22 protein-coding genes are annotated in these 17,893 nt (G+C 58.7%); 6 read left to right on the forward strand and 16 right to left on the reverse strand.

Annotated elements, in window-relative coordinates:
- The first annotated feature begins 83 nt into the window (after window positions 1–83).
- The gene (locus AB731_RS06935; RefSeq protein WP_047310202.1) at window positions 84–1,205 is read left to right on the forward strand and encodes a tetratricopeptide repeat protein; all 1,122 of its coding nucleotides are present in this window, start codon (window positions 84–86) and stop codon (window positions 1,203–1,205) included.
- Here AB731_RS06935 and pth read toward each other — a convergent pair.
- The 15 genes from pth to AB731_RS07005 all read right to left on the reverse strand — a co-directional run bounded on the left by pth (window position 1,202) and on the right by AB731_RS07005 (window position 9,641).
- Window positions 1,202–1,780 carry an aminoacyl-tRNA hydrolase gene (pth, locus tag AB731_RS06940; RefSeq protein ID WP_047093736.1) on the reverse strand — a complete coding sequence of 193 codons (579 nt, stop codon included), beginning with the start codon at window positions 1,778–1,780 and terminating at the stop codon, window positions 1,202–1,204. The genes AB731_RS06935 and pth overlap by 4 nt on opposite strands.
- A 93-nt stretch (window positions 1,781–1,873) precedes the next feature.
- Window positions 1,874–2,572: a 50S ribosomal protein L25/general stress protein Ctc gene (locus AB731_RS06945; protein ID WP_047093735.1), complete on the reverse strand. Its 699-nt coding sequence runs from the start codon at window positions 2,570–2,572 to the stop codon at window positions 1,874–1,876.
- A 102-nt stretch (window positions 2,573–2,674) separates the two neighbouring features.
- Window positions 2,675–3,550, reverse strand: a complete 876-nt coding sequence (locus AB731_RS06950; protein ID WP_082126411.1) for a TraB/GumN family protein — start codon at window positions 3,548–3,550, stop codon at window positions 2,675–2,677.
- Window positions 3,544–4,488, reverse strand: a complete 945-nt coding sequence (locus AB731_RS06955) for a TraB/GumN family protein (protein ID WP_047093733.1) — start codon at window positions 4,486–4,488, stop codon at window positions 3,544–3,546. Before AB731_RS06955 ends, AB731_RS06950 begins: the two co-directional genes overlap by 7 nt.
- Window positions 4,489–4,530: 42 nt before the next feature.
- On the reverse strand, window positions 4,531–4,959 hold the full coding sequence (locus AB731_RS06960) for a hypothetical protein (RefSeq protein WP_047093732.1): 429 nt from the start codon (window positions 4,957–4,959) through the stop codon (window positions 4,531–4,533).
- A complete protein-coding gene (locus AB731_RS06965; protein ID WP_047093731.1) occupies window positions 4,956–5,267 on the reverse strand; it encodes a hypothetical protein in 312 nt (103 codons plus the stop codon). The genes AB731_RS06960 and AB731_RS06965 overlap by 4 nt, the downstream gene beginning before the upstream one ends.
- Window positions 5,251–5,448, reverse strand: coding sequence for a helix-turn-helix transcriptional regulator (locus AB731_RS06970; protein ID WP_047093730.1), 198 nt, complete (start codon window positions 5,446–5,448; stop codon window positions 5,251–5,253). Before AB731_RS06970 ends, AB731_RS06965 begins: the two co-directional genes overlap by 17 nt.
- A complete protein-coding gene (locus AB731_RS06975) occupies window positions 5,445–5,870 on the reverse strand; it encodes a hypothetical protein (protein ID WP_047093729.1) in 426 nt (141 codons plus the stop codon). Before AB731_RS06975 ends, AB731_RS06970 begins: the two co-directional genes overlap by 4 nt.
- 46 nt (window positions 5,871–5,916) lie before the next feature.
- A complete protein-coding gene (locus tag AB731_RS06980; protein WP_047093728.1) occupies window positions 5,917–6,369 on the reverse strand; it encodes a hypothetical protein in 453 nt (150 codons plus the stop codon).
- 1 nt (window position 6,370) lies between these two features.
- The gene (locus tag AB731_RS06985; RefSeq protein WP_047093727.1) at window positions 6,371–6,814 is read right to left on the reverse strand and encodes a hypothetical protein; all 444 of its coding nucleotides are present in this window, start codon (window positions 6,812–6,814) and stop codon (window positions 6,371–6,373) included.
- Window positions 6,814–7,269 (reverse strand): hypothetical protein, encoded by a 456-nt coding sequence (locus AB731_RS06990; protein WP_047093726.1) that lies wholly within the window; start codon window positions 7,267–7,269, stop codon window positions 6,814–6,816. The genes AB731_RS06985 and AB731_RS06990 overlap by 1 nt, the downstream gene beginning before the upstream one ends.
- Complete coding sequence (locus AB731_RS06995) at window positions 7,269–7,679, reverse strand: hypothetical protein (RefSeq protein WP_047093725.1); 411 nt, start codon at window positions 7,677–7,679, stop codon at window positions 7,269–7,271. Before AB731_RS06995 ends, AB731_RS06990 begins: the two co-directional genes overlap by 1 nt.
- Before the next feature lie 79 nt (window positions 7,680–7,758).
- The gene (locus AB731_RS13980) at window positions 7,759–7,908 is read right to left on the reverse strand and encodes a hypothetical protein (RefSeq protein WP_156167405.1); all 150 of its coding nucleotides are present in this window, start codon (window positions 7,906–7,908) and stop codon (window positions 7,759–7,761) included.
- A 115-nt stretch (window positions 7,909–8,023) separates the two neighbouring features.
- Window positions 8,024–8,353, reverse strand: coding sequence for a UrcA family protein (locus AB731_RS07000; RefSeq protein ID WP_047093724.1), 330 nt, complete (start codon window positions 8,351–8,353; stop codon window positions 8,024–8,026).
- A 274-nt stretch (window positions 8,354–8,627) separates the two neighbouring features.
- Window positions 8,628–9,641: a TraB/GumN family protein gene (locus AB731_RS07005; protein WP_162199473.1), complete on the reverse strand. Its 1,014-nt coding sequence runs from the start codon at window positions 9,639–9,641 to the stop codon at window positions 8,628–8,630.
- Window positions 9,642–9,734: 93 nt separating this feature from the next.
- Here AB731_RS07005 and AB731_RS07010 point away from each other — a divergent pair, with 93 nt between their 5' ends.
- The 3 genes from AB731_RS07010 to ppdK all read left to right on the forward strand — a co-directional run bounded on the left by AB731_RS07010 (window position 9,735) and on the right by ppdK (window position 15,577).
- The gene (locus AB731_RS07010) at window positions 9,735–10,634 is read left to right on the forward strand and encodes a glycine--tRNA ligase subunit alpha (RefSeq protein ID WP_047093722.1); all 900 of its coding nucleotides are present in this window, start codon (window positions 9,735–9,737) and stop codon (window positions 10,632–10,634) included.
- Window positions 10,631–12,757 carry a glycine--tRNA ligase subunit beta gene (gene glyS, locus AB731_RS07015; protein ID WP_047093721.1) on the forward strand — a complete coding sequence of 709 codons (2,127 nt, stop codon included), beginning with the start codon at window positions 10,631–10,633 and terminating at the stop codon, window positions 12,755–12,757. Before AB731_RS07010 ends, glyS begins: the two co-directional genes overlap by 4 nt.
- A gap of 138 nt (window positions 12,758–12,895) precedes the next feature.
- Entirely contained in the window at window positions 12,896–15,577 is a 2,682-nt protein-coding gene (gene ppdK, locus AB731_RS07020) for a pyruvate, phosphate dikinase (protein WP_047093720.1), read from the forward strand.
- Here ppdK and AB731_RS07025 read toward each other — a convergent pair.
- Window positions 15,560–16,327: a methyltransferase domain-containing protein gene (locus tag AB731_RS07025; protein ID WP_047093719.1), complete on the reverse strand. Its 768-nt coding sequence runs from the start codon at window positions 16,325–16,327 to the stop codon at window positions 15,560–15,562. The two genes, ppdK and AB731_RS07025, sit on opposite strands and share 18 nt — an antisense overlap.
- 43 nt (window positions 16,328–16,370) lie before the next feature.
- Here AB731_RS07025 and AB731_RS07030 point away from each other — a divergent pair, with 43 nt between their 5' ends.
- Complete coding sequence (locus AB731_RS07030; RefSeq protein ID WP_047093718.1) at window positions 16,371–17,141, forward strand: ComF family protein; 771 nt, start codon at window positions 16,371–16,373, stop codon at window positions 17,139–17,141.
- Between the two features lie 363 nt (window positions 17,142–17,504).
- Window positions 17,505–17,891, forward strand: a complete 387-nt coding sequence (hisI, locus tag AB731_RS07035; protein ID WP_269429526.1) for a phosphoribosyl-AMP cyclohydrolase — start codon at window positions 17,505–17,507, stop codon at window positions 17,889–17,891.
- The last annotated feature ends 2 nt before the right edge of the window (window positions 17,892–17,893 follow it).

Raw genomic sequence — 17,893 nt, forward strand, 5'->3', positions numbered from 1 at the left:
TAACGGTGCATTTTTCAGCCCCGCACTGTAAAAACGACCGACGTTTCACCGTTTATTTGCGGTTTGCATATTAAGGCCGCGCAATGAAGTCGAGAATACTCACTGCTTTGGCGGTTGCTGGCTTGCTGACCGGTGGTCTGGGCGCGTGCTCGCTGATCGCGCCTGATCCGATGGAGCAAGCGCGGGAAGCGTTTGAGGCGCAGGATTATCATGCTGCCCGCGAAGAGGTCTTGCGCGCACTGCAGGTGAACACCTCCGACACCGCAGCGCTTGAATTGCTCGCCCGGATCCAGTTGGCAATGGGGCTGGGGGCAGATGTCCCGGCCACGTTGGAGCGGCTGGAGAATGCCGGAACGCTCCCCGTCGATGCCAAGCTGATCGAGGCCGAGGCCTTGCTTCAGACAGGAGACCACGCCTTGGCTGTCGCCGTGTTGGAAGGGGAAGATAGTGCTGAAAGCTGGCGACTGCGCGCACTTGCCGCCAACATGGCCGGGAATGTCCCCGCAGCCGAGGCAGCATTCGTCAGCGGCCGGAGCGCAGATGGTGACAAGCGCAAGCTTTTCGTCGCAGCGGCCAATCATCACCTTTCACGCGGCAACGCAGACGCAGCGCGATTTGCTGTCGGTCAGGCGCAGCAATTGTCGCCCGGCAGTATCGAAACACTATTTGTATCTGCAAGGCTGGCGCAGCTCGACGGGCAACCCAATCTGGCAGCGCGCGCATATCTGGCCATTCTTGATCTATCGCCGACAGACCGCCCCGCGCTGCTTGGCGCGATTGCCGAACTGGACAGGCTGGGCCGCATCGACTTGATCCCCGACCTTATCCAGCGCGGCCGAACGGCATACCCGCAAGACATAGAATTTATCTATCTGACGGCCAGCCTCCAGGCATACGAGGGCAACTGGCAAGCTGCGCGTGACCTGCTGCAGGAACACGAAAGCGCAGCGGCAGAACATGACAACGCACGGGGATTATATGGTCAGGCGCTGCTGGAACTGGGGCAATTGGAATTGGCCCGGGCACAGATTGCGCCGCTCAATCGCCGCTATCCGGACAACGCCGCCTATGCGCGGGTGTTTGCACGCATTCTGATCGAATTGGGCGAGCACAGCCAGGCGCGCAGTGTCATACGGCCGATTGCTACGCGCTCCGATGCGCAGCCGATCGACCGCGAACTGGCGCAACTGGCTGCACGCGGTTAGTCGGCACTGTCCTGCATCCGCAGTGCAATATTGCTCATGAACCGGGCGTCATCGCCTTTTGCCAGCCATTCTGCTTCGCCGCCAATCGCGCCGAGCATATTGGCCAGACCATCCATTTCCGACTTGGCATAATTTCCCAGCACATAATTGTGAACGCGGTCCTTGTGGCCCGGATGACCTATGCCGATGCGCACTCGGCGGAAATCCGCACCGCAATGCTGGTCAATGGATCGCAGGCCGTTGTGGCCAGCATGGCCGCCGCCGTGCTTCACTTTGATCTTGAACGGTTCCAGATCAAGCTCGTCATGAAAGACCGTCAGGGCTTCGACCGGCAGTTTGTAGAACCGCAAGGCCTCCCCGACGCTGCGCCCGCTTTCGTTCATGAAGGTCGCCGGTTTCAGCAGCAGGATTTTTTCCCCGCCAATCCGGCCTTCCTGCGTCCAGCCTGAGAACTTCTTCTGGACGGGACCAAAATCATACATGTCGGCCAGCAGATCGCAGACGATGAAGCCCACGTTGTGCCGGTGCATCGCATACTGCGGTCCGGGATTTCCTAGGCCAACCCAAATTTGCATGGCAAACCCTCTAAACGCCAACACCGCAAATGCAAACGCCGGCCCCGTGAGGAGCCGGCGTTGCTGTAGTTATAAGAACAGTGGAGCTGTATGTTAGCTCTTGTCTTCCTGTTCCTGAGCTGCGTCGGCATCGGGACCCTGTTCGGTCGCGGCAGTTTCACCTGCTTCCATGCCTTCACCGGTCTGATCATCACCGTCGCCAGCTTCACCTTCCGAACGCTTGAGCGCGGACGGTGCTACCAGAGTTGCGATAGTGTAATCGCGGTCCGTAATGGCGCTTTCGGCACCATCGGGCAGCGTGACCGAGCTGATGTGGATCGAATCGCCCACTTCCTTGCCGGTGACGTCGATCTCGATTTCGCCGGGGATCTTGTCCGCGTCGCAGTTGAGTTCCAGTTCGTGGCGCACAACGTTGAGAACGCCGCCCTTCTTGAGGCCGGGGCTGTCTTCTTCGTTGACGAATACCACAGGGACGTTGACGACGATCTTCGCGCCTTTGGCAAGTCGCAGGAAGTCCACGTGAATGGGGCGATCCTTGACCGGATCAAGCGCCACATCCTTGGGAATGGTACGGATGGCCTTGCCGCCCGTATCGACCATCACGATGGAGTTCATGAAGTGACCGGTCATCAATGCCTTGACCAGCGCCTTTTCTTCCAGGTGAATGGTTGTTGGTTCTTCCTTGCCGCCATAGATTACAGCGGGAACGCGGCCATTGCGGCGCAGTTCACGGGAGGCTCCCTTGCCAGCCCTTTCGCGCAATTCAGCCGTCAGTTTCAGAGCTTCGCTCATAAGACTTGCCTTTCAAAAAGTTGATATACTCCCTCCATCACGCCTCCAGGGATGACCATGACAGGGGAGGCGCGCGTCTAGCAGGAGCGGCGCAAATTGCAACTATTGTATGCGGCGCACCCGATATCCGCGTGCAGACAGCAGGGCAGGGAGGCCCGTTTCACCCAACATATGCCCCACGCCGACTGCCACCAGCAGATCCTGGCCGGGGTCCGAAGCCTGAAATTGCACGATCTGGTCGGCATAACCTGCATTGCGATCATCGACGAGGTTTTCACGCAAATCGGTATTGCCGCGAAAGCTGGTAAGAATTGAAGTTTCTATCGCTTGCAGGTCACCCGCCAGCCATGCAGCTCTGCGCGCGTTTCCGGCGCGGCAATCGCTTTCCTCTGCAACACTGACAAGCAAGTCGGCCTGCGCATCATCTGGCAGGCCGTCAAATACAGCAAATTGCCTGTCGAAACTTTCAAGCGACCGGGCATTGTCAAATCGGGCAAGCAATGCCCGGTCCACGCCATTGGCCGCATTGGAGCACCGCGCAGCATTGCCCAGTTGCAGCGCTGCGGCCCAGGTTTCGGTATGGATCAAGCTGGCAGGATCAATGCCGGCAGCATCCAGAGATGCGGCAAGCATCGCCTTCTGCCGCCCCGGAACGCGGTCGAGAATAGGAACAAGGCCGACATCGTAGGCACGCGCTTCAAACGCAAGGGCCGCTTGTTCACGCTCACCCAGGTCGGCGATTTCGACCAGCAGCAGGTCGGTTTCGGCCAGCACCCGTTCCAGTGCAGGCGTGCGCCATTCGGTGTCATCGGGCAGTGCGTGAATCGTACCGAACAGCCAGACACGTTCGCTTTCAGGCCCGGTCGCTTCCCAAAGGGCGGGCGAGGGCGGGGGCAGGTCCTCGCCGGAATCCTCAAGGGCGCCGCAGCTTGTCAGCCACAGCGCCCCCAGGATCAGTGTGAGTGAACGGATCAGTATTCGACCCGCTCTGCCACATGGCCGCGCTCTGCCAGCAGATCCTGCACGCTGTTTCGGCCGCCAAGATGGCCAGCGCCAACCGCGATGAACACCGTGCCGGGCTGGTCCATCCGGTCATCGATCCAGAACGCCCAATTCGCGTTACGCTGGGTGAACAATACGTCGTAAAGCACCGGATCGCTTTCCATCGCATCATTCATGATATCAGCGAGGCCTTCTGGATCACCTTCCACCCATTCGGAAACCATCTGGCCAAACATTTCTTCCATTTCACCAAGGCCGCCAATCGTGTCGTCGAGCATTGTCAGCTGCGCTTCGATAGGCAAGCCATCAAAAAAGCCCAGTTGCTGCGCGACGGTTTCGAATGCGGCGCGGTCCTTGTCCGCGATCATGTGGTCGAGTTGCATCTCGACGCCGTTTGCCGGATTCAGGCCTGCTTGCATCATGGCCACTTGTGTCAGGGTAAGAAAAGCAAACCAGGGCTCGAAACCATCGAGCGCGGCTTCTGGAATGTTCAGCCCGGTCATCGCGGCTTCGTATTCTGCCCGGTCTTCTTCATTCATCAAATCTCGCAAAGTGCCGCCAGTGGTCAGCTGGGCGAGGCCCATTTGCATTTCAGCGAATTCTGCCGGATTTTCCATGAGTGCGCTGGTGTCGATCTCGCTCACGAACTGGTCGGAACTTGTCAGCGCCTGCTCGACCGTGGGCTTCAGCCAATCGAGGCCTTCAGGAAGCACGTGGACCGTTCCGAACAGATAAATCGTGGTGTCTTCATCGGTCACGCGCCACAGGGCGGGGCCGCCCGCTGTGGCCTCGCCGGGCATCGCATGACCTTCATGACCTTCATGGCCTGCATGATCCTGAGCGAGCGTCGCGGCCGGAAATGCGCAGGCCGAAAGAGCGATGGCAGAGGCGGACAGAATTAGGTTCTTCAACATGGGGGGATTCCTCTCAAAAGATCAGTAAAATGGAAAGCAAATTCAGCGGAAATTGAGTTTTCTCAAACCGTAAGCGATGCCGGTCGAAAGAAGCGCGAAGAAGACTATCGCCATCGCAGACGGTGTGCGGACGATTTCCATATCCGCGAGAAGGAACCATGCGAGATACGCCAGCACTCCTGCATAAAGGCCGATTGTGTGGGCCCAGAGATTGTCCATCAGATCAATCTCGTCGATCCGCCGAAAGTACTGCCAGGTCGCCCAGATCATACCCGCGACAACTGCAACTATGGCGGCAATGGGCAACCACAGCGGGATTGTGCCGTTCTGATAGAGCTTTGACGCCAATCCGCTTGCGAATCCTGCAGTCACGGAAACAAGCATGGCTAAAGTAAAGTACAACCAGAACTTGCGGCGACGCGCTGCCAGGCGGGCTTCACCAGACAATTTCGGCTTGTTATCGTCCATCATCCGACAGTTCCTTGTAGGGTTTCCCGGTTGGCAAAAAAAGAGCTTGAGCCATTTGGCCGCTTCCAGACATTCATGATCATGACCACAGCAACCGCGGCAATGTAGTGCAGTATCGCGTCAGGTTTCGAGAGAAGCCCCCAATCGCCGGAATACGTATCGCCGGCCAAGGTATTCAAAGCGGCGAACGAAGCCGTCAGGGATCCGATGAGACCGAATGTCAGCACAACGCCCCAGCCCATCAAGTGAACGAAACTCCGCGCGAAGGAAGGCTGCGCATCGTTTTCGGGCCAATCAGACTTCTGAGTCATCGAAGATCTCCTCGATTGGCATTTCAAATAGTCGAGCGATGCGGAAGGCGAGGGGGAGGGACGGATCGTGCTTGCCCGTCTCGATCGCGTTCACTGCCTGGCGCGAGACATCGAGATGCCCCGCCAGCTCCGCCTGGCTCCAGTTGCGCATGGCGCGCAGGACTTTCAGCTTGTTGATCAAAGGATAGTCCCGCGCATGCGATTGATCGCGTAGGCTGTCGCCCAGCTTGCCATCAGGACGCCGACCATCACGTCCTCGCTCGGCTTCACCATCCAGCTTCCCAACAGGGGCGCAAAGTCCAGCAGGATTGAGGCAACAAGGGTGACCAGCACCGCGACAAAAGCCGCGTTGACCATCGCCTGAAACACACATTCGTCATTTCTGCGGCGATCGATTTTTGATGTGAGTGTAATTGCCCAACTGAGAACAATCACGCCGACCAGAAGCACTCCGCCCATAAGCGGGGGATTGGACGAGGGCGAGATTGGCTGAACGGTGTCGAACCCTTCACCAAACAGCATCACGAAAGATGCCGCTCCCAACAGGATGAACAGAAAATCTAGCATAACAAAAGGCCCGAAAGACCACGTTTTTCTGTTCATCGTACTATCCTCCATAATTCCAGATTCAGGCTCGTTCCTTCGGAAATCATATCCGCCCCCTGTGGTGATTGAACAAAAAGCCAGCGTGGAAGGCGGTGCTGCACATACCGGCCAGAAAAAAAGCGCCGCTAAAGGGGGAGGGGATTGCAAGGTTGCGCTTTCCTTCGGAGAATTCGCCGCCGACCGCCATGACGCCAACCCCGCGTCCGGTGTCATAAACCGTCAGCAAACCTTGCAATACCAGCCACAGACCCAGCGCTGCCAAGGCCCAGACCGCTCCGGTTTTGACGAGGCTCACGAAGTAATCGTCGAACTGGTTGTAAACCGCGAAGGTCACGAACCACACGCCCACCACGATCGCCGATACATTGGGTATCACCTCCCACATCGGAATGAACTGGGCGATGACTATGGCGACGCTCGCAATGACAGTAAGCCATAGCTGCCAATAGGCATTTTCGCGCTGTTTCTGGTCCATGGAATTGGGTGTGTAGGGCATGTCAGTCTCCCTTGCTTGTGATGAGATCGCGCAGATAGGCGAAGGCATAACCGGCGTGGAATACCAGGCCGAGGATGAGCGCGAGCAGATACGCATCGCCGGTCAAGGTTTCGAAACCTGGTATCAGCCGCCGAAAGAGCGAGGTGTTGTTGTCAGCCCAAAGGAGAAGGAGGAAAACGCCAAGCGCGAATGCGGTGCACCGCGTACCGAAAGCGACGAGGTCTTGATAATAGCCATCCGTGCGGCCCCTTATCGCAGCCACCAATAGCGATCCGGCCACGCTTCCAATGATTACTCCGCTGAGCAGAAAGTCGTCAGCGTCAATCCAGTGCAGGACAAGCGCAGCGATATTGCCAAGGCCAGATACCAAGGTCAGCCAGTAAAGCCTCTCGCGCTGAGCGATAACGGCCTGTTCGGGATCGTGCGTGTAGGGTTCGTAAGGCATCAGAAATTCCCCCTGAAGCGCTTGAAGTGAAAGCCGATAAAGTATGCGGTGAGGGCGATTTCGGTCGTCCAGCCCGACACGGTGCGCTCTTCATGCGGCCTGACGTCCGATGGATGTCTCAGCAAACCTTCGATTGTACTCTCGATCAGCAGGCCGAAAAGGGACCAGGCGATGATCGCGAAGAAAGCCAAGGTAACGCCGCTGTGCCACATGCCGAGTGTGAAATCGTCCGTTCCACGGCGGAAGAACATGTATGCAAACGCGCCCATGACGGTGAACACGACAATCATGATGATCGGCAGGAGCCAACCGGGAACATCAAGCTCCCCATCCGGCCCGTAGAAAAGGGCGGCGATGACGAAAACACCAATCAGTGCCAAAGTGCCCGCGTCTGCCGCACGCAAATAGCGATCAGCAAGTTTCTGGCGATTTGAAACGCTTGCGGGACCAGACATCACAAAGCTCCCGTCAGGCGCTTGATGTTGAACACGACATAAAAGGCGATGATCGAAAAGCCGCTACCCGCTGCGTAGGAGAAATTTCTTTCTGCCTCCCGGCCTTCGTGGGCGGCATTGAAACCTTCCATCACACCTGCGGCGAATGGACCGATTATCAGCCAGCCTATAATCGCGGCAAATGCAGCGTTGGTACCAGCGCTCCACAACGCCAACGTGTATTCGTCACTGCGACGCGTGAAAAACATGACCGCCAGCGAAATGATCATCGCTGCCGCACAGATCGGAACGATCGCTTTTGGAAGCGCCAGAAGCTCGGCGGCGATGATCGTGAAAACGCTCAGCAGTCCGACAAGCCCCATTGCCAGATTGAGCGGGGCGCGGTTCTTGCGGGATTTTACGGTAGCCATAATTTCTGTCTGCTTTCCTCAGGTGCCCCTCGCCGCAATCAATTAGGTGGACGATGCGGCGAGGGACTGGCTTATAGCCTTATGAATTGCGAATTTCTGCAGGCGCATCATCAGTGAAGTTAATCACCGCCTTTGCGCCGATACTTCCCACACCATATCCGGCGAAATAAACCAGCGCGACTATACCAATGAAGGCGATCACGCGGCGCGGAGTAATCTGGGTGGTCATGGACTTGGCTCCTTAAAAGCAGTGGTCGATATTCACGCAGGTGAGGGCGGCGGCTGACGGATCCATTGGGGGGAATGAAGCCATTGGGGGTGCGCCGCCCCCATTGCGGTTGGCATTACGCTTCGAATGAAAGCTCGATGGAAGCGAAGCGGGTTTCGTTGGCCTGTGCAATCGCCAGTTCAACCCGCGGGCTGATCGCATCGGCCAGCGTGGCGCGGCACGCAGTTTCAACCTGGCGGGAAGCCAGATCACGTCCGCCGGTCCGGCAGGCGCGGCGGATCGCGGTTTCAACGCGGTTGTCGAGACGCGTCTGGTCGGTGGCATTGGCCAGATCGAGGTCGTCGGTCTGGACGGTAATAGTGACGTTCTCGGCGGTGGTCGTCGCGGTGGCAGGTACTGCCAGAAGAGTGACGGCGGAAGCGATGGCGATGAGGGTCTTACGCATGATGAAGGTCCTGTTTTCGAGTTGCGGTGTCTTGCCAACCTTCCGTTATGTCAGGTTGCCCTTACTTTATGTCGCACCTTCTTTCCCATGTCAACAAGACCTGACAAAAAGTCACTATCCCACGACTAACCGAAAAGATAGCGATGATATTTCAGTGATTTAATAATCCGAACAGATCATCGACCGGAAGCGCGTCCGTCACGCCAAATTTCCGGATTTTCATGAAAACTGACCCGAATCGCGGCTGTCCGCAGCGATTCGTGCAGCATGCCGATCACTCGATTCGATCTGCTTCCAGTCCGCGCGCCATCAGCATGTTCAGCAGCGAGCTTTCACCTTCGAAGTGTCCGGCACCAACAGCAAGCAGCACGGTCCCCGGCTGTTCCAGCCGTTCTTCGAGCCATATGGCCCAAGCAGCATTCCGCCGATCCAGCAGATTGTAATCGAAGGCGCGGCCAATCGCGCCGCTGCCAAGGCCAAGTTCAAAATCATCCGCCACGATGCCGCGTGCCCAATTGTGCTCGGCCTCCCAATAGGCATCACCGTATCGCTCGGCGTAATCCTCGTCGAAGAATTCGCTGAGTGATTTCCCATCCCACGCGGTCAGGCTGGTATCCAGTTCCCGGAGGATTTCCGAATTGTCGAGCCGGAGGAGGCTGTACATCACTTCACCCGAATCCTCGATTGTCCGGATCGGGCGACCACTGCGCATAAACTCCCGCTCCAGCACGGTTTCCACGCCGTACAACGTCGATGAAGTATCAAACTCGCCCCCGCTCATACCGACGGTCAGCAGGCCGAGCAGGACGGGCATTGTATCTATCGAAGCGAAATCGAGTCCGGACATACCGACCAGTTCACGCCAGCGTGTATTTCCTGCGTTCGAAAGGCGGTTGGAAGTCGGCAGACGGTTCGCGATGCGGGCCACCAGTTTGGAGTCCAGATCAATCGCATCCGGCACTTCGGCATAGGTGCTGCTTTCGACCACCAGCACATCAGCCGTGTCGATAATCTCGTTCAGGCGTTCGCTCCGCCAGCGGAAGCCACGTGGCAACGCATGGATTGTGCCGAGCAGGTAAATCGTCGTGTCTTCATCAGACAGTTCCCAAATCGCCGGCGAGGGATCGTAATCCTGCGTGAATTCGAACTGGCGCTGCTGCTGTTGAACCTGCTGCCCTTGCGCGGCTGCGGGCAGGGCGGGCAACAGGGCGGAGAACAGCGCGAGCAACAGCGCAGTAAGGGGGCCTGCGGTGCGGATCATTGTCCGGCGTAGATCGTGCCATTGCATAGGGCGCAGTTGAGCCGCCATTCCATCTATCTGTCAAGCAACCGGCGTAGCTGGCATTGACGGTTTGAAAGCCATAAGGCACTGCGCCGCACCATGGAACGTAAGCCCCAATCCTCTTTTCAGGACATGATCCTTGCCTTGCATGATTTCTGGAGCGCGCAGGGCTGTTTGATCCTGCAACCTTATGACATGCGCATGGGCGCCGGCACCTTTCACACCGCGACCACGCTGCGCGCGCTTGGTCCTGAGCCGTGGAACGCCGCCTTCGTGCAGCCATGCCGCCGCCCGACCGATGGCCGATATGGCGAAAATCCGAACCGCCTCCAGCATTATTACCAGTATCAGGTGATCCTGAAGCCGAGCCCGTCCGACATCCAGGAGCTTTATCTCAAAAGCCTCGGCGTGATCGGAATTGATCCGCTGAAACACGATATCCGATTTGTGGAAGACGACTGGGAATCGCCAACGCTGGGTGCGTGGGGTCTTGGCTGGGAGGTCTGGTGTGACGGCATGGAAGTCACGCAATTCACCTATTTCCAGCAGATGGGCGGCTTCGACTGCAAGCCCGTTGCCGGAGAACTGACCTACGGGCTGGAACGCCTCGCCATGTATATCCAGGGCGTGGACAGCGTGTACGATCTCGATTTCAACGGACGCGGCGTATCGTATGGAGAGGTGTTCCTCGAAAACGAAAAGCAGATGTCGAAGTGGAATTTCGAGGTCGCTGAAACAGGCGCCCTGTTCGATCTGTTCGCCAAGGCGGAGGCCGAATGCCAGAACGCCATCGCCAACGACGTGCCCATCGCCGCTTACGAGCAGGCGGTGGAAGCCAGCCACGTGTTCAACCTGCTGCAAGCGCGCGGCGTGATCAGCGTGCAGGAACGCGCCAGCTATATGGGCCGAGTGCGCGATCTGGCGCGCGGTTCCTGTGAGAAGTACGCCGAGGTCATGGCGCCGCAATGGCAGGCCAAATATCCGGAGTGGTCGCTATGAGTGACTTCCTCCTTGAAATCCGCTCCGAAGAAATCCCCGCACGGATGCAGGCCGGTGCGCGGACAGAGCTGGAAAAGCTGTTCCGCCGCGAAATGGATGCGGCCGGTGTTGCGGTGGGCGAGCTTACCATCTGGTCCACCCCGCGCCGACTTGCGCTTATTGCGCGCGATCTGCCGGAAGCTACCGAAGCGGTGAGCGAAGAAGCCAAGGGTCCGCCCGTTGGCGCTCCCGATCAGGCGGTGGACGGGTTCTGCCGCAAGCTGGGCGTCGAGCGCGGCGATCTGGAAGTGCGCGACATTAAGGGCCGTGAGACGTATTTCGCCGTCAAGAATGTGCCGGGCCGCGCGATGACGGGGCTGCTGGCCGAAGCCATCCCCGCGATTATCCGCGATTTCAGCTGGCCCAAATCGATGCGCTGGGGCGAAGCCTCCATCAGCACCGAAAGCCTCAAATGGGTGCGTCCGCTCTCCGGCATTGTCGCGCTGCTGGGCGATACGATTGTGGAATGCGAGGTCCACGGCGTGACAAGCGGCGCGGTGACGCTGGGCCACCGTTTCCACCACTCCGGCGATATCACGATTGGCGGCGCGGACGATTACGCGGTGAAGCTGCGCGCAGGCCATGTGATCGTGGACCACGAAGAACGCGCCGCGATGATCCGCACCGGCGCGGCAAAGGCAGCGTCTGACGCTGGCCTGACACTGGTCGAGGATGAGGGGCTGGTGATCGAAAACGCAGGCCTGACTGAATGGCCCGTGCCGCTGCTCGGCCGGTTCGAAGACGACTACCTCGACGTGCCGCCCGAAGTCATCCAGCTGACCGCGCGGGTGAACCAGAAGTATTTCGTGTGCGAAGACGGGCAGGGCAAACTTGCGAACGCCTTTATCTGCAACTCCAACATCGATCCGGTTGATCCCGCAGTGGTGGTGGACGGCAACCGCAAGGTACTGGCCGCCCGGCTGAGCGATGCGCGCTTCTTCTGGGAGCTTGATCGCAAGACTTCGCTTTCAGACCACGCGAAGAAGCTGGAGCGGATTACTTTCCACGAGAAGCTGGGCACCGTGGCCGACAAGGTCGAGCGTGTTGCAAAGCTGGCCGAATGGCTGGCGACCGAAGGCATCGTGCCCGAGTGCGATCCGGCATTGGCCCGTCAGGCTGCGGAATTGTGCAAGGCCGATCTGGTCACCGAAATGGTCGGTGAATTTCCCGAACTACAGGGCCTGATGGGCGGCTACTACGCCCGCGCCGAGGGCTTGCCCGATGCAGTGGCCGACGCGATCCGCGATCACTACAAGCCAGTAGGGCAGGGCGATGATGTGCCGACTGCTCCGGTGACGGTGGCGGTGTCGCTGGCGGATAAGTTGGACAATTTATTCAGTTTTTTCAAAATTGACCTTCTACCAACCGGTTCCAAAGATCCATTCGCGCTTCGTCGCGCGGGTCTTAGTTACCTCCGATTGTCTCAAGAAAACCAACTTGAGTTGCTGTTAAGTTCTGCCGCTCGTGCGTGGGGTGATGCCTTTGAGGGATCACTCGGGTTGCGAGTTGCGGATTTTCTCTTCGATCGTCTTGGAGTTCAACTCAAAGACGAGGGAGTCCGCCATGACTTAATTCAGGCTTCGCGAGCGTGGGTGGCAGGCAGCGATACTGACGGAAGGCTTGACCGAGTTGAGGCACGGGCGCGCGCTCTTGCAGATTTCTTGCGAGGCGACGACGGCACCAATCTCCTCTCCGGATACAAGCGTGCAGCGAATATCCTCAAGAAGGAGGACTGGTCCGCAGAGCCCGAGCATACCGGCGACGAAGACCCGATGGAAAATGTCGACGATCCCGAAATGCGCGAGGTCTATGCGCAGCTTTCCTACACACGCGAAGCGGCCGAAAAGGCGCTGATCGATGCGCTGGACGAAGCCGAGCCGCAGGCTGCCGCTGCCATCACCGGGGAAGATTTCGCTGCCGCCATGGCCGCGCTCTCCAGTCTTCGCGGGCCGATCGATGCGTTCTTTGAGGAGGTCACGGTCAATGATGAAAACCCCTCCAAACGGTCGGCACGTCTGGCGCTGCTTGCGCGTTTCCGTGCTGCAGTGCACAATGTGGCGGACTTCTCCAGGATCGAAGGATAGGGGCAGGTTTCTCCGCGCAAAGTGTCACCCGGCCTTTTGGCGCAGTTTGACCATGTAATTCAGCGGGTTGAAAGCGACAGTTGAAAGTTACAGGGTGTCACCTTTGTCACCCTACAATTCAGGAAAGCGGCTTTACGGATGAACACAGTCTACAATTTCGGCGGCCCGAAATCAGACGGGGCGGCGCATGACGATCCCCGGCAGAAGGACAAGACTGTAACCGGAGGCAAGGGCGCAAATCTTGCAGAAATGGCGGGCATCGGCCTGCCGGTCCCTCCCGGCTTCACCATCACGACCGAGGAATCGGTGCGCTATCTGAATGAAGGCGAGGCTTTCTCCGACAAGCTGCGCGCCGATGTCGCTGCCGCACTGACCCATATCGAACGCGCGGTGGGCAAGAATTTTGGCGATCCGGCAGACCCGATGCTGGTGTCCGTCCGCTCTGGCGCGCGGGTTTCCATGCCCGGCATGATGGACACCGTCCTGAACCTTGGCCTGAACGATGCAACTGTGGCCGGCCTGGCCGATATCAGCGGCGATGCGCGCTTTGCGTGGGACAGTTATCGCCGCTTCATCCAGATGTATTCCGACGTCGTGCTCGGCCTTGATCACGGCCTGTTCGAAGAAGCGATGGAAATCGCCAAGGAAGACCGGGGCTACTTCACCGATACAGAGCTTTCGGCGGAGGATTTGCAGGAACTGGTCGGTCAGTACAAATCCATCGTCGAAGAAGAGCGCGGCGCGCCTTTCCCGCAGGACGTGCACGAACAATTGTGGGGCGCCATCGCCGCTGTGTTCGAAAGCTGGGATGCGGACCGGGCCAAGGTGTACCGTCGGCTTAACAATATTCCGGGCGATTGGGGCACAGCAGTAAACGTGCAGGCCATGGTGTTCGGCAACATGGGCGAAACCAGCGCCACCGGTGTCGCCTTTACCCGCGACCCTTCCACCGGAGAGCGTTCCTATTACGGTGAATGGCTGGTCAACGCGCAGGGTGAGGATGTGGTGGCAGGCATCCGCACACCGCAATATCTGACCAAGGCCCGCCGCGTGGCAGCAGGTGCAGATTTGCCGAGCATGGAAGAAGCCATGCCCGCTGCCTACGAAGAACTGGCCCGCGTGTTCGACCTGCTGGAACTGCATTACAAGGACATGCAGGATATCGAATTCACGGTAGAGCGCGGCAAGCTGTGGATGCTGCAAACCCGTTCTGGAAAGCGCACTGCCAAGGCTGCGCTGAAGATGGCGGTCGATATGGCAGGCGAAGGTCTGATCGACGAAGAAACCGCTATCCTGCGCGTCGATCCGATGGCGCTTGATCAACTGCTTCATCCGACACTGGACCCGGATGCGCCGCGCGATATTCTGGCGAAAGGCCTTCCTGCCTCTCCCGGTGCAGCTTCCGGCAAGATCGTGCTTGATGCCGATACGGCGGAACTTTGGGCCGGGCGCGAAGAAGCGGTTATTCTGGTGCGCGTGGAAACCAGCCCCGAAGACATTCACGGTATGCACGCGGCCAAAGGCATTCTGACGGCGCGCGGCGGCATGACGTCACACGCCGCCGTGGTGGCGCGCGGCATGGGACGGCCCTGCGTATCCGGCGCGTCGGCGGTCTCGATCAATCTGGTTAACCGAACCCTGCGCATTGGCGACAGGGAATTGCAGGAAGGCGATATAATCACGCTGGACGGTGCCAAGGGCGAGATCATGGCGGGGCAGGTGCCCACGATAGAGCCGGCGCTTGACGGCGATTTCGGCGTGCTGATGGAATGGGCGGACAAGCACCGCCGCATGGGTGTTCGCACCAATGCTGAAACACCTGCCGATTGCCGCACCGCACGCGGTTTTGGGGCAGAAGGCATCGGCCTGTGCCGCACCGAACACATGTTCTTCGACGCGGGCCGGATCAGTGCCGTGCGCGCGATGATCCTTGCCGATGACGAGACTGGACGGCGTACCGCTTTGGCGCGTCTGCTGCCCGAACAGCGCGGCGATTTTGGCGAGATTTTCCGCACGATGGCGGGCCTGCCGTGCACCATCCGCCTGCTCGATCCGCCGCTGCATGAATTCATGCCGACCCGCGACGAGGAATTTGCCGATCTGGCCAATGATCTGGGCGTGGCTGTCGATCACCTGAAACGCCGCGCGGATGAATTGCACGAATTCAACCCCATGCTCGGCCATCGCGGCTGCCGACTGGGCATCACTTTTCCCGAAATCTATGAAATGCAGGCACGCGCCATCTTCGAGGCCGCTTGCGATGTGACCGCCGAGGGCGGCGATGCAGTCGTGCCCGAAGTAATGATCCCGCTGGTGGCGACGCGCAAGGAACTCGAAATCCTGCGCAAACTGGTCGATCGCGCGGCGGAACAGGTTTTCACCGAGAAGGGCGCGCGGGTCGAATATCTGGTCGGTACCATGATCGAATTGCCACGCGCCGCGTTGATGGCAGGCGAAATTGCTCACGAGGCGAAGTTCTTCAGCTTCGGCACCAATGATCTGACGCAGACCGCGCTCGGTGTCAGCCGGGACGATGCAGGCCGCTTCCTCGGCCCATATGTGGAGCAGGGCATCTACGCCCGCGATCCATTCGTCAGCCTGGATATTGATGGTGTGGGCCAGCTGGTCGAAATCGCGGCTGAACGCGGCAGGGCAACCACGCCGGAAATCAAGCTGGGCATTTGCGGTGAGCATGGCGGCGACCCGGAAAGTATCGCTTTCTGCGAGAAAGTCGGCCTGGATTACGTCAGCGCATCTCCCTACCGCGTGCCGATCGCGCGGCTGGCGGCAGCGCAGGCCGCGCTACGTTCCGGCAGGTGACCTGCGGCCAGTAAGAGTGATGATCTCGAAGGTCTCGCTGACCTTTCCGTCATCGTCCGCCATCGCCATAAATGCTTCGCGGGCCCGCTGAAATGCAGTTCGACCAAGCGGCGGAGCGGGAGAGGCCAGGACATTGCCAAGCGCTTGTTCGCGCAAGTCCTGAACCAGGCGATCGAATGTTGAATACCGGACGGTCAACATATGGCTGTCTACCACTGGATTGGTCCAACCGGCACGCTGCAGAAGACCAGGGCATGAACGCGGATCAATCAACGGATGCATACGGGCAGCCGGACGTTCCGGTTCCGCTTCGAACATTGCACGGCGCAGCTTCGCCAGGCTCGCCCCGCCGACGAAACTCGCAATCGCCAAGCCTCCGGGCTTCAGCAGTTCGCGCATCTGGATCAGAGCGCCGGGAAGATCATTGACCGTTCCAAGGCTGTTGATGCTGGCAACACAATCGAAAGAGGCAGAGAGCAAATTGGAGGGCACATCGAAATCGTGCAAACCGGTCGAATCGAAGGCTGGCATCTGCCGCCAATCCACGCCGCGCATCTGCTCGCTGCCGAAACCGTCTAACAAAACGGTTTCCGGCTCGAACCGGATGAACGCCAGGCGATCTTCGATGTCAGCTGAGATATGGGCGAACAGAAACGGGTCAGCAGCGGACCTTCTGCCCATGATTTCCGCACGCTTTCTGCGCACTGCTTTCCGGCGGTTGGAAAAGATTATCGGTGGTGCATTGGCCATGTGCGCTTGCCTACAGTCCAACCGCGGGGCAGCATAGCCCGCAATGCAAGCTTCGCGCATCGTTTCAGAGACTTTCGCTCCATTGGTAGATTTGATCTACCCACCTCGCTGCCCCCTGTGCGGCGACGGACTGGCTGCGCAAAAGGGGCTGTGCTTCAGTTGCTGGGAAACGCTTTCCATTCCCGGTGAACCCGCCTGCCGAAAGTGCCAGCGGCCTTTTACCGATATGAAAATGGTCGGAGGCAGCACGGTTGAATTTCTGCCCGGTCATACCTGCGCACCGTGTGCGGCGTATCCACCAAAACATGACGGTATCGCTGCTGGAACACTTTACAATGATACCGCCCGCCAACTTGTCCTGTCCTTCAAGCACGGCCGGCGGATAGCTCTGGCCCCGATGCTCGCGCGGTTGATTGCAGCACGTTTGCCGGAAATGCAGGGAGAATGGCTCGCTGTGCCAGTACCGCTGCACCGCTTTCGTTTGTGGCGGCGCGGCTATAACCAATCTGCACTGCTAGCGCGGGAGATCAGCAAGATTACCGATATGCAATTGCTGGTGGACGGCCTGCTACGAACCCGCGCTACACCGGCATTGGGAGGACTGGGAAGAGAACAACGCGCACAAACTCTAGGTGGTGCCATTACGCCCAATCCCCGGCGGCAAACGGCGATAGAGGGCGCGAATGTCCTTCTGGTCGATGATGTCCTCACCAGTGGCGCAACCAGCAACGCTTGTGTGGCAGCGCTCAAGGCCGCCGGCGCGAAGAAGGTGATGATCGGTTGCTTTTCCCGCGTGCTCGATGACGCTTCGTAGCCGTATCATGGCATCCCGAATGCAAGACGCCCGTAACAAGCAAAACGCCCGGAGGTTTCCCCCCGGGCGTTCGCGTGACGATATCGCTGAAACCTCGCGTCACCCCCCAGCGGCGCGGCAGTTCCAAACCCTCATGAACCGGGCCGGAATTTTCTCCGTTCCCGTTTCCTCCCATTCCTTGGCACGCAATGTGTCATGAAACGACAGCCGGCCCGTCAAGCCGAACACCTCTCTTTTCATTGAAAGGTTTCCGATTAAACCAGTTTTTGACATATGATAGATTTTGATACGGTTCTGTGATTATCGTGCAACAAAAGGGTACGCACAGTGAAACCGGGTTTCCCATTCTTAAAGGTCCAGATTATCTCCAGCAACGATCAGAATGAACAGCGCGTTCGTGAACTAGGGTCTGCTTTCATGCCAAAGTACGATTCTGCCGGTCTGCTCAGCGCGGTCGTGCAGGATGCAGCCACGGGCGATGTTCTCATGGTGGCCTTCATGGATGCAGAGGCGCTTGAGGCGACTCGCTCCACGAGAGAGGCACACTTCCATTCCCGCAGCCGCGGCACGCTTTGGAAGAAGGGTGAAACATCCGGCAATGTCCTCAAGGTCGAGGAAATGCTTGTAGATTGCGATCAGGATGCGCTGGTTCTGAAGGTCCGGCCCGCCGGTCCCGCCTGTCACACCGGAGCGCGAAGCTGCTTTTACCGCCGCATCGACGGTGACGGACTGGCCAAAATAGATACGTAATA

It is taken from the genome of Aurantiacibacter marinus, from assembly GCF_001021555.1.
GTDB lineage: Bacteria > Pseudomonadota > Alphaproteobacteria > Sphingomonadales > Sphingomonadaceae > Alteraurantiacibacter > Alteraurantiacibacter marinus.

Excerpts from the sequence above, each read along its gene's own strand:
- AB731_RS06935 (WP_047310202.1), top strand. The coding sequence starts at position 84 with ATGAAGTCGAGAATACTCACTGCTTTGGCGGTTGCTGGCTTGCTGACC.
- pth (WP_047093736.1), bottom strand. The coding sequence starts at position 1,780 with ATGCAAATTTGGGTTGGCCTAGGAAATCCCGGACCGCAGTATGCGATG.
- AB731_RS06945 (WP_047093735.1), bottom strand. The coding sequence starts at position 2,572 with ATGAGCGAAGCTCTGAAACTGACGGCTGAATTGCGCGAAAGGGCTGGC.
- AB731_RS06955 (WP_047093733.1), bottom strand. The coding sequence starts at position 4,488 with ATGTTGAAGAACCTAATTCTGTCCGCCTCTGCCATCGCTCTTTCGGCC.
- AB731_RS06960 (WP_047093732.1), bottom strand. The coding sequence starts at position 4,959 with ATGATGGACGATAACAAGCCGAAATTGTCTGGTGAAGCCCGCCTGGCA.
- AB731_RS06965 (WP_047093731.1), bottom strand. The coding sequence starts at position 5,267 with ATGACTCAGAAGTCTGATTGGCCCGAAAACGATGCGCAGCCTTCCTTC.
- AB731_RS06975 (WP_047093729.1), bottom strand. The coding sequence starts at position 5,870 with ATGAACAGAAAAACGTGGTCTTTCGGGCCTTTTGTTATGCTAGATTTT.
- AB731_RS06980 (WP_047093728.1), bottom strand. The coding sequence starts at position 6,369 with ATGCCCTACACACCCAATTCCATGGACCAGAAACAGCGCGAAAATGCC.
- AB731_RS06985 (WP_047093727.1), bottom strand. The coding sequence starts at position 6,814 with ATGCCTTACGAACCCTACACGCACGATCCCGAACAGGCCGTTATCGCT.
- AB731_RS06990 (WP_047093726.1), bottom strand. The coding sequence starts at position 7,269 with ATGTCTGGTCCCGCAAGCGTTTCAAATCGCCAGAAACTTGCTGATCGC.
- AB731_RS06995 (WP_047093725.1), bottom strand. The coding sequence starts at position 7,679 with ATGGCTACCGTAAAATCCCGCAAGAACCGCGCCCCGCTCAATCTGGCA.
- AB731_RS13980 (WP_156167405.1), bottom strand. The coding sequence starts at position 7,908 with ATGACCACCCAGATTACTCCGCGCCGCGTGATCGCCTTCATTGGTATA.
- AB731_RS07000 (WP_047093724.1), bottom strand. The coding sequence starts at position 8,353 with ATGCGTAAGACCCTCATCGCCATCGCTTCCGCCGTCACTCTTCTGGCA.
- AB731_RS07005 (WP_162199473.1), bottom strand. The coding sequence starts at position 9,641 with ATGCAATGGCACGATCTACGCCGGACAATGATCCGCACCGCAGGCCCC.
- AB731_RS07010 (WP_047093722.1), top strand. The coding sequence starts at position 9,735 with ATGGAACGTAAGCCCCAATCCTCTTTTCAGGACATGATCCTTGCCTTG.
- glyS (WP_047093721.1), top strand. The coding sequence starts at position 10,631 with ATGAGTGACTTCCTCCTTGAAATCCGCTCCGAAGAAATCCCCGCACGG.
- ppdK (WP_047093720.1), top strand. The coding sequence starts at position 12,896 with ATGAACACAGTCTACAATTTCGGCGGCCCGAAATCAGACGGGGCGGCG.
- AB731_RS07025 (WP_047093719.1), bottom strand. The coding sequence starts at position 16,327 with ATGGCCAATGCACCACCGATAATCTTTTCCAACCGCCGGAAAGCAGTG.
- AB731_RS07030 (WP_047093718.1), top strand. The coding sequence starts at position 16,371 with ATGCAAGCTTCGCGCATCGTTTCAGAGACTTTCGCTCCATTGGTAGAT.